General features: G+C 39.9%; 15 protein-coding genes. 12 read left to right on the top strand and 3 right to left on the bottom strand.

Annotated features, from left to right (window positions below):
• The first annotated feature begins 140 nt into the window (after nt 1-140).
• From ftsY to raiA, 6 genes are all read left to right on the top strand, one after another.
• Complete coding sequence (gene ftsY / locus LBN07_03360) at nt 141-1,034, top strand: signal recognition particle-docking protein FtsY (GenBank protein MDR0850494.1); 894 nt, start codon at nt 141-143, stop codon at nt 1,032-1,034.
• 57 nt (nt 1,035-1,091) lie between these two features.
• On the top strand, nt 1,092-1,643 hold the full coding sequence (locus LBN07_03355; GenBank protein MDR0850493.1) for a lytic transglycosylase domain-containing protein: 552 nt from the start codon (nt 1,092-1,094) through the stop codon (nt 1,641-1,643).
• A 148-nt stretch (nt 1,644-1,791) separates the two neighbouring features.
• Nucleotides 1,792-2,655 carry a DegV family protein gene (locus LBN07_03350; GenBank protein MDR0850492.1) on the top strand — a complete coding sequence of 288 codons (864 nt, stop codon included), beginning with the start codon at nt 1,792-1,794 and terminating at the stop codon, nt 2,653-2,655.
• Between the two features lie 215 nt (nt 2,656-2,870).
• Nucleotides 2,871-3,350, top strand: a complete 480-nt coding sequence (locus tag LBN07_03345) for a CtsR family transcriptional regulator (protein ID MDR0850491.1) — start codon at nt 2,871-2,873, stop codon at nt 3,348-3,350.
• A gap of 170 nt (nt 3,351-3,520) precedes the next feature.
• Complete coding sequence (locus LBN07_03340; protein MDR0850490.1) at nt 3,521-5,974, top strand: ATP-dependent Clp protease ATP-binding subunit; 2,454 nt, start codon at nt 3,521-3,523, stop codon at nt 5,972-5,974.
• A 154-nt stretch (nt 5,975-6,128) separates the two neighbouring features.
• Nucleotides 6,129-6,659 (top strand): ribosome-associated translation inhibitor RaiA, encoded by a 531-nt coding sequence (gene raiA, locus LBN07_03335; GenBank protein MDR0850489.1) that lies wholly within the window; start codon nt 6,129-6,131, stop codon nt 6,657-6,659.
• A gap of 100 nt (nt 6,660-6,759) precedes the next feature.
• On the opposite strand, the gene LBN07_03330 is transcribed toward raiA, so the two are convergent.
• Nucleotides 6,760-7,965 carry a pyridoxal phosphate-dependent aminotransferase family protein gene (locus LBN07_03330; GenBank protein ID MDR0850488.1) on the bottom strand — a complete coding sequence of 402 codons (1,206 nt, stop codon included), beginning with the start codon at nt 7,963-7,965 and terminating at the stop codon, nt 6,760-6,762.
• A gap of 243 nt (nt 7,966-8,208) precedes the next feature.
• Between LBN07_03330 and LBN07_03325 the strand changes: the two genes are divergently transcribed.
• The 3 genes from LBN07_03325 to LBN07_03315 are packed head-to-tail and all read left to right on the top strand — an operon-like array spanning nt 8,209 to nt 9,789.
• Nucleotides 8,209-8,850, top strand: coding sequence for an ATP-binding cassette domain-containing protein (locus tag LBN07_03325; GenBank protein MDR0850487.1), 642 nt, complete (start codon nt 8,209-8,211; stop codon nt 8,848-8,850).
• 36 nt (nt 8,851-8,886) lie between these two features.
• The gene (locus LBN07_03320; GenBank protein MDR0850486.1) at nt 8,887-9,267 is read left to right on the top strand and encodes a helix-turn-helix domain-containing protein; all 381 of its coding nucleotides are present in this window, start codon (nt 8,887-8,889) and stop codon (nt 9,265-9,267) included.
• Nucleotides 9,268-9,288: 21 nt separating this feature from the next.
• Complete coding sequence (locus LBN07_03315; protein ID MDR0850485.1) at nt 9,289-9,789, top strand: dCMP deaminase family protein; 501 nt, start codon at nt 9,289-9,291, stop codon at nt 9,787-9,789.
• 11 nt (nt 9,790-9,800) lie between these two features.
• Here LBN07_03315 and LBN07_03310 read toward each other — a convergent pair whose 3' ends face one another.
• Nucleotides 9,801-10,133: a hypothetical protein gene (locus tag LBN07_03310; protein MDR0850484.1), complete on the bottom strand. Its 333-nt coding sequence runs from the start codon at nt 10,131-10,133 to the stop codon at nt 9,801-9,803.
• An 87-nt stretch (nt 10,134-10,220) separates the two neighbouring features.
• Between LBN07_03310 and LBN07_03305 the strand changes: the two genes are divergently transcribed.
• Together LBN07_03305 and LBN07_03300 are read left to right on the top strand one after the other, a co-directional pair.
• Nucleotides 10,221-10,502, top strand: a complete 282-nt coding sequence (locus tag LBN07_03305; protein ID MDR0850483.1) for a hypothetical protein — start codon at nt 10,221-10,223, stop codon at nt 10,500-10,502.
• A gap of 88 nt (nt 10,503-10,590) precedes the next feature.
• On the top strand, nt 10,591-11,754 hold the full coding sequence (locus LBN07_03300; protein ID MDR0850482.1) for a S8 family peptidase: 1,164 nt from the start codon (nt 10,591-10,593) through the stop codon (nt 11,752-11,754).
• A 153-nt stretch (nt 11,755-11,907) separates the two neighbouring features.
• On the opposite strand, the gene LBN07_03295 is transcribed toward LBN07_03300, so the two are convergent.
• Nucleotides 11,908-13,026 (bottom strand): aminotransferase class V-fold PLP-dependent enzyme, encoded by a 1,119-nt coding sequence (locus LBN07_03295; GenBank protein MDR0850481.1) that lies wholly within the window; start codon nt 13,024-13,026, stop codon nt 11,908-11,910.
• A 326-nt stretch (nt 13,027-13,352) separates the two neighbouring features.
• On the opposite strand from LBN07_03295, the gene LBN07_03290 reads away from it, so the two are divergent.
• On the top strand, nt 13,353-13,610 hold the full coding sequence (locus tag LBN07_03290) for a DUF3343 domain-containing protein (GenBank protein MDR0850480.1): 258 nt from the start codon (nt 13,353-13,355) through the stop codon (nt 13,608-13,610).
• Nucleotides 13,611-13,650: the final 40 nt, after the last annotated feature.

Raw genomic sequence — 13,650 nt, 5'->3', positions numbered from 1 at the left:
ATTGCTGACACGGGGCAATTAAGTATTAATTTGTTTAGAGGTATACATAAACATTTATTGTGAATGATTGTAACATCGCTTTGATTTGTTTATTTCATCGCATTATAAACACCCGATAGGATAAGGAAGGGAGAGAGGAAATGGGATTTTTTAAAAGACTTTTGGGAGGACTTAAAAAGACAAAAGATAATTTGGCGGCGAAGTGGACGGCACTTTTTAAGGGCGAAATAAACGACGAATTTTATGAAGAGCTGGAGCTTGTTTTAATAAGCTCAGATGTTGGCACTGCTGCTGCTGAAGAGATTTTAAACAATCTGAAAACAGAAGTAAAAAAAGGCAAAATTAAAAAAGCCGAGGATGCTAAGGAAGCTTTGCGAAAGGTTTTGACAAATATTTTGGAAAAACCTCAAAAGCTGGATTTATCTTATCCTTGTGTACTTATGATTGTGGGTGTAAACGGAGTTGGTAAGACCACTACTATAGGCAAGCTGGCTAGATACTTCAGCGACAAAAAAAAGTCAGTAACATTGGTTGCCGGTGACACCTTTAGGGCTGCTGCCAGCGAGCAATTGAACGAGTGGGCAAACAGGAGTAACGTAAAAATAATTAAGCACGCCGAGGGTGCTGATGCCGCGGCGGTGGTTTTTGACGGTATTGCAAGCGCAAAAGCAAAGAATACCGATGTTTTGATAATAGATACAGCAGGGCGGCTTCACACAAAGGTTAATCTCATGGAGGAACTTAAGAAAATCGGCAGAGTAACAAAGCGGGAAAGTCCTGATGCTAACATAAAAAATTTGATAGTTCTTGACGCTACAATCGGGCAGAATTCGATTGCACAAGTCAATGCCTTTAAGGATGCTATCGGAATTGACGGGATAATCCTCACCAAGCTTGACGGCACCAGCAAAGGCGGAGTGGTGTTCAGCATTATAAAAGAGCTTGATGTGCCCGTAAGCTTTATAGGTGTTGGTGAAAAAATAGACGATTTAGATGAATTTAGCGCTGAAGATTTTGTTAATGCAATACTTTAATTTAAAAAATTGCCAAGAAAATCAATAAAATATTCTTCTGCTGCATAATATAAAATTGTGAAGGATACAAAAAGATTAATCTTTATAATAGGTTCAATAACCATGAGTGCAGTACTTGTTCTGGTGCTGGTGCTCGTGGTTTATTATTCCAGAGTCTATCCATTTAATTATAAGGAAGATATTTTAGCCAGCGCCGCTCAATATCACATCAGACCCGAAATTGTGGCCTCGGTCATCAATGCTGAAAGCGGATATAACAAGGATGCATATTCGCGTGCCGGCGCCATCGGGCTTATGCAGATTTTACCCTCAACGGGCGAATATATAGCAGCTGTCAAAAATGAGCAGTTCAGTCAGGATATGCTCTGGGAAGCAGGTACAAATATTGAGTTTGGGTGCTGCTATATGAGATATTTGTTTGATAGGTTTTCTGACCCGTATACTGCGCTTGCCGCATATAACGCGGGTGAGGGGACTGTAAGAAAATGGCTCAAAGATTTGAGCCTAAGTGACGACGGAATAACCCTAAAGCATATACCCTATGAAGAAACCAGACGCTACATTGAAAAAATTAAGGCAGGCGAAGAGGTTTATAAGAACAAGTTTTAGCCGTGATTTGTTTGTTTTTTGTGCCAATATAATCTTAGGTAAAATTTTGAAAGGTTTTGCCCTAAACAGGTGTTTTTTGTTTTGAAAAAACAGAACAATTTGATATACTTTTTTAAAGGTTATAAATCTACCAAAGAAGGAGACTTATATGGGTGTGATTATTTGCGATACCGCTTGTGATATGTGGGAAAATCATGTTAAGGAATTTAACCTTGAGGTTATACATATTCCTATTGCTCTTGACGGGGTTGATCTTGAGACATCTTTGCCGCTTAATAAATTAGACGAATTTTATGCATCTCTAAAAAAGGGAATAGTGTCAAAGACTGCTCTTATAAATGAATTTACTTTTGAAGAAACCTTTGAAAAATATCTTGCTAAGGGAGAGGATGTTTTGTTCATACACTTCTCGGGCTCACTTACCGGTTCTTATAAGGTTTTACCGAATGTTAGGGATAAGTTGCTTGCAAAATACCCTGAACGTAAATTGCTTTTTGTAGACACCTTGGGTGTTACGATGCAGTCCGGAGTTATGGTGTATACTGCCGCAAAAATGTATAAATCAGGTAAGTCTTTTGAAGAGATTGTTTTATTTTTAGAGGACCTGAAACAACACATTGCGTGTTATTTTGGAATGGACGATTTGTTCTATCTCAAACGCGGCGGCAGAATCTCGGCAATGGCTGCCATCGGCGGCACTATGCTTGGAATAAAACCTATTTGTAAGTGTGACGCTGAGGGTAAGATTGTTAAGTATTCAACCACAAAAGGTTGGAGGGGGATTATATCCAAGCTTGTCAGTCTCATGCAGGAAACCGGTGACGGTGTAGCTGACTTTCCAATAATTGTAGCACATGCAAGCAACGAAACCGATGCCAAAACTTTGCAGGAAGAGGTATATAAAATTGTAGGGCGTGACGCCAATGTATGGATAATTCCGATTGGTGCCATAATCGGCACCCACTGCGGCCCGGGAACGGTAGGACTGGTTTTTAGAGCAAAACATAGATAAAAACTTGAGAAATCCAAAACATTTGTTTTGGATTTTTTTGTTGGCGATTTTTTAAAAAAATATATAAAAAATATTTGACAACAAAATTACAGGGTGATATAATATGAAAGTCAAAGAAAGTCAAAGTGAGTGGAATTTTACATATATTTTTCTTGACTAGCTTTTGGATGAATGTGGGGCAGCGGAGTGAGTAACTCCTGAAAGAAAGGAGAAATATGGCAAATATTTCCGACATAATAGAGCAGTTTATTATATCTACGCTGGGTCAGGACAATGAACTCAGTTTGTCGCGCAATTATTTGGCGCAATATTTTAACTGCGCGCCCAGCCAGATAAATTATGTTTTAACAACAAGGTTCAACTTTAACCGCGGATTTGTGACTGAGAGCCAGCGCGGGGGCGGGGGATATATAAGGCTTATAAAGATACAAAACACCAAGGATGAGTTTATTAACAGACTTATACAATTGCTTGAAGGAGAAATAAGTTATAAGGACGCCGGATATATGTTGCAAGAGTTGCTTGTTCACGGAGTGTTGACACTGCCGCAGGCCGAGGTGATAGATGCCGCTATTGCACCCAAAGCGCTGGGGCTTCACATTGATATGGAAAACAAGCTTAGGGCGCAGATACTCAAAAACATATTGGTAAATAAATTACGAAACAGCGGCGATTTGGTTACTAATGACAGTTAGACCATGTCATTGCGAGGAATGAAATGACGAAGCAATCTCAATGCTTAATCTGATGCCAAGAGATTGCCGTGCCTTTTGGGCTTGCAATGACGTATCGCAGGATTGATGTGTCAAAAAGTTATATTTACAATGATAGAGTGACTTAAGTTTTATAAATAAAGGAGATATATATGGAAGTTAAATTTACTGAAAGTGCCGCAAAGACATTTAAGGCGGCATGTGAGATAGCCTCAAAAACAGGAAAAGGGCAGGTTGGCAGTGAACATATTTTGTATGGCATAACAGCTGTGCAATCTCTTGCCTGCCGTATGCTTAAAGAGGACGGCGTTACAAAAGAAAAGCTTTTGGCGTGGTTTAGTGCTAACGGCGGCGTAGGGCAAGCCAGAATGGGATTTGGGCCCGAGCTTAGCCCTGTGAGCAAAAATATTTTGTTGGTAGCCTCCAATATTGCCGGCAATGTCGGCCATCCGTTTGTGTGCGCCGAGCATCTTTTACTTTCAATTCTTTATAACGTTGACACTTATGCTGTAATACTTCTAAGTGATTATTTTAATGTGGATATAGATAGCATGCGCCGCAATTTGCAAGAAGAGCTGCAGGGGGCGAATATTGAGGAGTTTAGCAACAGTTACGGAAGGCCTGAGACTGCAGCATCCGAAAAAACTCTGCCTGAAAATCTGCTTGAAATGGGCTATGATATTACTCAAAAGGCAAGGGCCGGCAAGATAGACCCGATAATCGGGCGTGATAAAGAAACCGAGAGGATTATAGAAATTCTGTGCCGCAAGACCAAGAATAATCCAATTCTTATCGGTGAAGCGGGTGTAGGTAAATCTGCAGTGGTTGATGGGTTGGCTCTTGCTGTAGCAAAGGGGCGTGTGCCGCAGGTTTTGAGGGATAAGATAATCTATTCACTTGATATCGGCGGACTTATGGCCGGCACAAAATATAGAGGTGAAATGGAAAAACGCCTTAAAGATGCTATTGAAACTATTATCGAAAACAAAAACATTATAGTTTTTATTGATGAAATTCATACGCTGGCGCAAGCGGGCTCTGAAAAGGGAGACATTAATCCGGCGGATATGCTAAAGCCGTATCTCGCGAGAGGTGAGCTTCAGACAATCGGAGCTACCACAACTGATGAATATAGAAAGTTTATTGAAAAAGACAAGGCTCTTGAGCGAAGGTTTCAGCCAATTATGGTAAATCCTCCTTCGGTTGATGAAACCATACTAATTTTGCGGGGGCTTAAGGATAGCTACGAGGCCTTTCACAAAGTTAAGATAACAGATGAAGCTATTATAGCTGCCGCTAAGCTGAGTGACAGGTATATTATGGACAGAAACCTGCCTGACAAAGCGATTGACCTCATTGATGAGGCCAGCAGCCGTGCTCGGGTGAGCGGAACTATTATGCCCGACAGCATAAATAATAAGCTCAATAAGTTTAATGATATGCACAAAAAATATCAGGAGGCATCAATTCAGCACAACTATGAAATAACTGAACGGCTGAACCGTGAAATGATGGTGCTGGTTAAGGAAATTGAAGAAGAAAAGAAACGCTATAATCTTGAGCAGCCTAAGGCAGAACCTGCTATTGGTGAAAATGAAATTGCCGAGGTGGTGGCCAAGTGGACGGGCGTGCCGGTGAGCAAAATTACAGAAAGTGAGAAAGAGCGCCTTATGAAGCTTGAAGAGATTTTGCATAAGCGTGTTATCGGTCAGGATGAAGCTGTTACAGCTGTTTCTAAGGCCATCAGACGAAGCAGAGTGGGTCTTGGCGAGAGCAAGCGGCCTATTGGGTCATTCCTATTTTTGGGGCAAACCGGTGTGGGTAAGACTGAACTTTGCAAGGCTTTGGCCGAGGCTATGTTTGACAACGAAAATAATATAATCAGGCTTGATATGAGTGAATATATGGAAAGCCACTCGGTGGCAAAGCTTATCGGAGCACCACCCGGATATGTTGGCTTTGACGAGGGCGGGCAGCTCACTGAGCAGGTGAGGCGCAAACCCTATTCGGTAGTGCTGTTTGACGAGATAGAAAAAGCTCACCTCGAGGTATTTAATATATTACTTCAAGTTTTGGATGACGGGCGGCTCACAGACAGTCAGGGCCGAACGGTCAACTTTAAAAATACTGTTATAATTCTCACTTCAAACTGCGGAATATCCGAACTCAATACTATAAGCAATACGCTTGGATTTGGCAGCGAGGTTGAAATTCCGTCATATGACTATGAAAAAGCCAGAGAAGTTATTATGAGCGCTGTTAAGCGTAAATTCAAGCCCGAGTTTTTAAACAGAATTGATGTAATAACAGTATTTCAACCACTTAATGGGGAGCAGCTTGCACATATTGCTACAATTATGATAAACAATCTTAACAAACGGCTGGAGAGCAGCGGCATAATACTGAGACTTACTGAGAATGCTCTTAAGTATCTGGTTGAAAAGGGCACCAGCTATGAGTATGGCGCAAGACCGCTTAAACGCCTTATTCAGCAGGAGATAGAGGACAAAATCGCTGACGGATTGCTGAGCGGCACGCTTAGCAACACTATGATTTATGTGGATGCTACGGACGGAAAGCTGTCGTTTAGCAGTGCAACGGCATAATAAGCGGCGATTCCATACGGGCTTTGCCCACTCTGAATTGCAGGAAGAGTTAAAAATGATTTTGTAAGACCAATAAAACATTTGCTAAAAAATAGGATTTTTAGTAAACTGTAATAAGTTAATGTTTTAAATGAGAAGCCATAGGAGGTTTAATATGAAATTAGAAATTTTGACTAAGGGATATAATTTACACAAAGATTTGAAGGAGCTAATTGAAAAAAAGGTACAAAAGCTTTCAAAATATTTTGACGACACAGCAAATGCTACTATACACTGCAAGCAAGAAGGCAAGCTCAGCAAATTTGAAGTTACAATAAAGGGCACAGGTGTATTTTTTAGGGCAGAAGCTGTGAGTGATGACATGTCATCTAATTTAGATGAGGCACTGACAAGAATTGAGCGGCAGGTTATAAAGTATTCTGACAAGAGTGAGAGCAAAATTAAACGGCTTACACTTGCTCCGCAGGACTTACTGTTTTTTAAAGAAATTCCTACCTTTGAGGATGAGCGTATCGTAAAGCACAAAACCTATGAGTTGACGCCAATCAGCGTTGATGAAGCAATGCAGACACTTGACAATCTTGGCAACACCTTTTATGTGTTCCTAAACAAAGAAACAAAAAATGTGAATGTGCTTTATCGCAGACTTGACGGTAACTTTGGACTTATTGAAGCGATACACTGAATGTACGATAAAAAAATATAATAAAAAACACCTTTGCGGTGTTTTTTTATTAAATTATTACGAAAAGTTAAGTTTAAATAAATTTACAAAGGCGCGAGCTTTATTTCTGCGGCTCCTTTTGATTGGTGAGCAGGCCATGCTTGCCAATTACTTTGGCTATAATTATAACTGCACGGTCAATCTGCTCGTTTGTAAGGGTTGCCATAAGACTTGTTCTTATCATGGCGCCTCCGGCAGGAGCAGCGGGAGCAATAACAGGGTTTACATATACACCCTCTTCAAACAACTCCATGCACACATGAAAGGTTTCAATGTCGCCGCCGATTACAATGGGTATTATAGGAGCGTCACTGTTAACATAAGGGATATGATTTTCCTTAAATTTTTTGCGGGTATAATCAGCCAGCTCCAATATGCGTTTGGTACGGCTGTCATCTTTTTTGATTATATCAAGAGCTGCCTGAGCACACGCCACGTTTGAAGGGGGCAGAGAAGCGCAGAATATAAACGGACGGGAATTGTGCTGAACATAGTGGCACACTTCGGCACTTGCTGCCATAAATCCGCCGAGAGAGGCCAAACTTTTTGAAAAGGTACCCATAATTATATCAACTTCATCGGTTAGTCCGAAATGGTCAGCTGTGCCTCTGCCGTGGTTGCCCAGAATTCCAAAGCCGTGAGCATCATCCACCATAAGGCGAGCATTATACTTCTTTTTAAGTGCTACAATTTCTGGAAGTCTGCAAAGATCTCCCTCCATGCTAAACACACCGTCGGTAACTATAAAGATACCTTTGCCTTCAGGAACGCTTTTAAGCTGCTCTTCAAGGTCTTTCATGTTGTTGTGTTCATATCTGAGCATTTTTGCAAAACTAAGCTTGGCCCCGTCATAAATGCTGGCGTGGCTTTCTTTGTCTATGACTATATAGTCATTTCTGCCGGCAATACAACTGATTATAGCAAGGTTTGCCGTGAAACCGGTTGAGAAGGTGAGTGCCGCTTCTTTATTTAGGAACTCGGCAAAATCTTTTTCAATGTTTATGTGCTGTTTTAGAGTACCGTTTAAAAACCTTGACCCCGAGCAGCCTGAACCAAAGGTGTTAAGAGCATCCACTCCCGCTTTTATTACGTCAGGGTGAACAGTCAGCCCCAGATAATTGTTTGAACCCAGCATAATAACTTTTACGCCGTCCATAACCACTTCGGTGTCTTGTTTGGTGTTGAGTGCATGAAAATAAGGATAAAAACCCGCTGCCATCGCTTCGCGTGCAACGGTGTAATCCTTACATTTTTGAAATAAATCCATAATCTTCTCCTAGATACGGCTTTTATAAGAGCCATATTTTTCATAAAAAGTATAGCACCATTATGTTTGCTTGTCAATCTTTTCAGCCTTTTTTATTAACTTTATAAAGCAAAATTCGCCTTATACACTAATGAAGATTGTTGCGTCCGCTCCTTAAATCACATAAAGACATTACATTATTTAAGAGCATCAAAAGTAAAAAAAAGGTTTTGATATTTGTCAAAAATGTTGTATAATGACCGTATGATAGAATTTTCGGGTGTTTTTCTAAAGTATACGAAAGAGTTTTTTGCGCTGTATGATATCAACTTTATGATAAAAAAAGGGGAGATGGTTTGCCTATTGGGCCCAAGCGGTAGCGGCAAATCGTGTGTTTTGCGCGTTTTATGCGGCCTTGAAAAGCCCACCAAGGGCGAGGTGTATATAAAAAACATTCCAATAAAAAAGGTAGACTTCATAAACGACATAAATGTGGGCTATATCCCTTATAAGGGTGCTTTTTTTGAGAAAAAGACAGTATATGAAAACCTTAAGTATGTGGTGAAACTAAGGACCAAAAATAAGGCAGAGCAGGAAAGTATAATCAACAAAATTGTTATAGATTTTAAACTCGAGGCGATTTTGAATACCAAAGCTGTTGAGCTTGGTTTATATCAAAAGTATTTGGTGTCGGTTGCCCGTCTTAGCATAAGGGAGCTTGACATGGTTTTGATTGACGATATTTTTAAGGATTTGGATGAAAATGATAAAAAGACCATTATATCACTTTTGAAAGAGCAGTTTATTAAAACAAATAAAACGATTGTTTTTGCCACATCTGATGAAGTTGTGGCCAAAATGTTTGGCGGCAGGATAATAAAGTTAAACAACGGAAGTCTTGAATAAAGCTTCGCTTTGCGTAAGCTAAAAGAGGGTGCTTAAGTGGGAAGAAAGAAGTTTGAAATGTGTCAGATAAGGTTTGATGATAACAAAACTCTGGATGAAAAAATCCTGTCTATGTTCAGCACCGAAAATCTGCTGAATTGTTTTAGTGATGAGCATGTTGACGAGTATCAGAAGATTTTTGACGACCCGAGGGTTAAAACACTGCTTCATGACGAAGATTTGATGCAGACAATCAAAATTCTGTTTGAGCGTGGATTTAACAAAATAAGTACAGTCAGCAATCAGGCGTATATTCACCGCAACACCATGCTTTATAGAATTCAAAAGATAAAGACGTTGATTGGGCTGGATGTGCGCAACTTTGACCATGCCATGGCCATAAAAAATTTGCTGGTTATAAGAGATAGAGTATATTAGAGTAGCTTTAGGAGAAACAATATGGAACACAGAAAAGATTATATAAGCTGGGATGAATATTTTATGGCGCTGGCTCAGCTTAGCGGTATGAGAAGTAAGGACCCCAGCACGCAGGTAGGGGCATGTATTGTAAGTGATGACAACAGAATTTTGGCCGTAGGTTATAACGGTGCACCAAACGGGTTTAAGGACGAAAACTTCCCTTGGAGCAGGGAAGGTAGCAGACTTAATACAAAATATCCTTATGTATGCCATGCTGAAATGAATGCTGTTTTAAATTACAGAGGAAATCACAGGGAATTTGAAAAGGCAAAGCTCTATGTAGCACTCTTTCCATGCAACGAATGTGCCAAAATTATTATTCAATCGGGCATCAAGGAAGTAGTTTTTCTAAGCGATAAATATAAGGACACCGAGGGTGACATTGCCGCCAGAAAAATGTTTGATGAGTGCGGCGTGAAATATCGAAAGCTGGACGGTGAGAAGTTTAAAAATATCACTCTTTCATTTGTGTTAGAATAAGGACAAAAATTTTAATCAAATATGTAATCATCCGCCTCTTGATATTGCTGAGGCGGTTTTTGTTTTATTTCACAACGCTCTGTCTGAGGCTTGTTTTTTAACATAGTAGTAAGTGCGCTTATCATAGGGTTATCGTTGTTTGCGCCCCCGACACCTCCTAAACTTCCTAAAATGCTTGAAATATCACCCCCTCCTCCCATAAGCATAGGAAGAATGGACGTGAGCATATTCTGATTAAGTCCGTTAGAACCTTGCGTTTGCATTTGAGGTTCGGCAGGAGGCTTCTCGGCAGGCTTTTGCGGTTCATCCAAAAGCGCACCGGGATAAAACCTTGATATGTCCATGAAACTAAATCCTTCCTTTTATATTTGTCCAACTCTTTACACCAATATTATATGAGCGCATATAATAATAAGTGAAAGGGGTGAAATATGGGCAGGAATTTGTTTGATTTCGGGGACAAAGATATAGAAGAAAAAATAGCTGAAAAAACTGAAAAACTCGATGAAAAAACTAAGGAAAATATACAACAGCTGCATCAGAAATATAAAAATTTTAGTGAACAGGACCTGTTTGAGGAATTAAAAAAGCAGCAGCAACAAGGGAATCTTGATAAAAATAAAATAAGCCAGATTATAGATAAGCTAGGCCCTTTTTTAAATGATAATCAAAGAAAATTTTTGATGGATACCGTAAATAAATTAGAGGAATGATGAAAGAGGCAGATTATGGGGTCTGTAAAATTATTTTAATGACACATATTTTGCTGTAATGAAATAAGTAGGAAAAAGGTAGAAAAATATGAGTTTTGATAAAATTTTAAATAAGATAGATAATGAACTTTTGAGAAAGGTCAGGCTTTGTTGTAACGAAAAACACAGCTGTGTAGTTTATGTAACAAGCTTTGTATCCTTCAGACAAACCATTAAAAAGTCGGGAGTGGGTGAGTTTTTTGAATATCCGTTTATTAAAGCTATGGGTATGTGTTTGAGTGACAGCCAAATTTTGATGATTGCCAAAAATAATAATGTTAAATATATTTCAAGCGGAAGTAGGGTATTTGCACAAATCGGAGTTGCCAAAAAGATTATGCACATACACCATTTTTATGATGTCGGTATTTTCGGAAACAACTCAACTATTGCTATAATTGATACGGGTATCTGCCCTCATTTAGATTTTTGCGTGCCTAGACAGCGTATTGTCAAGTTTGTCGATTTGATAAACAATAGGGCAGAGCCTTATGACGACAACGGACACGGTTCGTTTGTGGCGAGTATTGCCTGTGGAAACGGAATAAGCAGCGGTGGAAAGTTTGCAGGCATTGCCACGCAAGCTAATATTATTTCGATAAAAGCTCTTGAAAAAAACGGAGAGGCCGGAGCCTTTAAAATATTGGAAGCAATGCAGTGGGTATACGACAACAGGCGAAAATATAATATTCGTGTAGTTTGTATGAGTTTTGGAAGTAATTCCCTTGGCGAACAGGATCCGCTTCTTTTGGGAGCGGAAGCCTTGTGGAACGCAGGTATTGTGGTGGTGGCCGCAGCCGGAAACAGCGGACCGGATGAGGGCAGCATAAAATCTCCGGGGACAGCCAACAAAATAATAACAGTGGGCGGGCTTAACGACAACAGGAATGAGAGAGACGAAGTTAGCCCGAATAATTTTGAAGTGGCAGAATTTTCTTCCAGAGGGCCGGCAGGGTATTATTTTAAGCCGGACCTTGTAGCCCCTGCCACCAATATAACGGGTGTGTCAAAGAGCGGAAGTTATCAGAAGATGAGCGGTACTTCAGTGGCAACGCCCATGATTGCGGGAATTGCCTGCCTTATTATGGATAAAAACCCCGATATTACGCCTGATCAGCTAAAGATAAGATTGGTGCGCAGTTGCCGTGGGATTACACAAAACCGAAACCACGAGGGTTTCGGACTGTTTGATGCGGATTTACTTTTTAGATGATGTGTCACAGTAGTGCCGCCGTGACGATTTTTTACCTATTATTTTCAGATAGATAAAAGTGCTCTGTTTAATATAGTCAATACTATATATAGTATAATTTTGCATAATACTATGCCAATATGTAGTACTATGCAAAGTTTATTATTTATTTATTTATTTTAGCTTATTAAGGGCTGCGATAAGTTTGTCAATTTCCCGCTTTTTATTGAAGTGATTGAGGCTAACGCGCACAGCTCCCGTTTTGACGGTGCCCAAAAACTTGTGGGTGAGAGGTGCACAATGTAAGCCGCTTCGAACAGCAATACCGCAGTCATTTAAAAAATCTCCAACCTCACTTGAGGTATAATTTTTTATATTAAAAAGCACAACCCCCGAGTTGACGGATGCGGGGGAGTATAACACCATGCCTTTGACTTGCACAAGCTTTTGCAAAAGATATTTTGTCAATGCTTCAACCTTTATGCGGTGTTTATCAAAATTTTTGCTGACATAATGGATGCCCTTGCCAAGCCCTAAAATAAGAGGGGTTGAAACTGTGCCGCTCTCATATTTTTCAGGGGGTTCGTTCGGCTGATTTAAGTCTATTGAATTGGTTCCTGTGCCGCCAAAGATTATAGGATTTGGATTTATGTTATTTATACAAAGTCCGCCTATGCTTTGAGGGGCAAGCAGCCCCTTGTGACCTGCAAAAGCAAGGAGGTTTATATTGGCTTTTTGCATATCAATTTTTATGTGTCCGGCGCTTTGGGCGGCATCTACCAAAAAGATGAGACCGCGCTCTTTACATAGCTTTCCCACTGCCTCTATATCATGTGTCACTCCGGTTGTGTTAGTCGTATGAATTAGACACACCATATAGGTGTCAGGCTTGATAAGAGACTCAATGTCGCCGGGAGTGACAATTTCTTTATCTTGTGGAGTAGCTACGCTGTAAGTTATTTTGCCGTCGCACATGAGCTTGTTTAGGCACCGTAGCACTGAATTATGTTCAAAGCAGCTGCAGATTATATGCCCGCCTCTTTTTTGACACCCTGCAATGCCAAGGTTGAGAGCATGAGTGCAGTTTTGGGTGAATATAACATTCTCCTCAGAAGGAACGTTGAAAAAAGACTTGAGTTTTGCGCGCACTTCAAACACCTGATTGGCCGCCTTCAGACTGCGGGTGTGTCCGCTGCGGCCGGGATTTGCGCACCGAAGCATTGAAAGGGTAGTTTTTATAATTACCCCAAACGGTTTTTTGCCGCTTGTTGCGGCGTTGTCAAAATATATCATATCAACTCCTTGCCTAAATGGCACTACAACATATACTATATTTTTGCATAATACACGGTTATGCAAGATTGGCTTATTTAACATATATTAAATACTACATATAGTGTGTTTTTGCATAATACTATGCCAAGATATTGTGGTATTATACAGGCCAATCTTATGCCAATATGTTATATACTCATCAAGCTTTTGTCAAAATAGAGAATACTCTTTTATGAAATTTTGGATATTTAAAATTTGCACCTTTTTAGCGTTAAGCTACTATAATGTAGTAATATTGTATTATATGCAAGGCCCTTGCGTTTGTACAAAAGACGGAGAAAATTATGTATATAATAGCAGCATTCAGGTCGAGAAATCAAACTCTTTTATTTGCAAATATTTTGTCTTCATACGGAGTAAAGACCGTCCTGATAAATACTCCAGGGGCGGTTATGGTATCATGCGGAATATCAGTTAGGTTTGATTACACTTATTTAGTACAAGCAAAAGAAGTGTTGAATAGGCGGAAGTTTGATACATTTGCCGGGTTTTTTATGGTGTCGGGATTTGGCACAAGTATGACTGTGCGAAGGGTTGTATAAATTAATACCGAACAAAAATATTATGAAAAACCTTATAGTT

The organism is Christensenellaceae bacterium (assembly GCA_031260975.1).
Lineage (GTDB): Bacteria > Bacillota > Clostridia > Christensenellales > UBA1242 > JAISKJ01.
The sequence above is the reverse complement of the archived record's forward strand: the minus strand, read 5'-3'. Positions and strand labels throughout refer to the sequence as shown.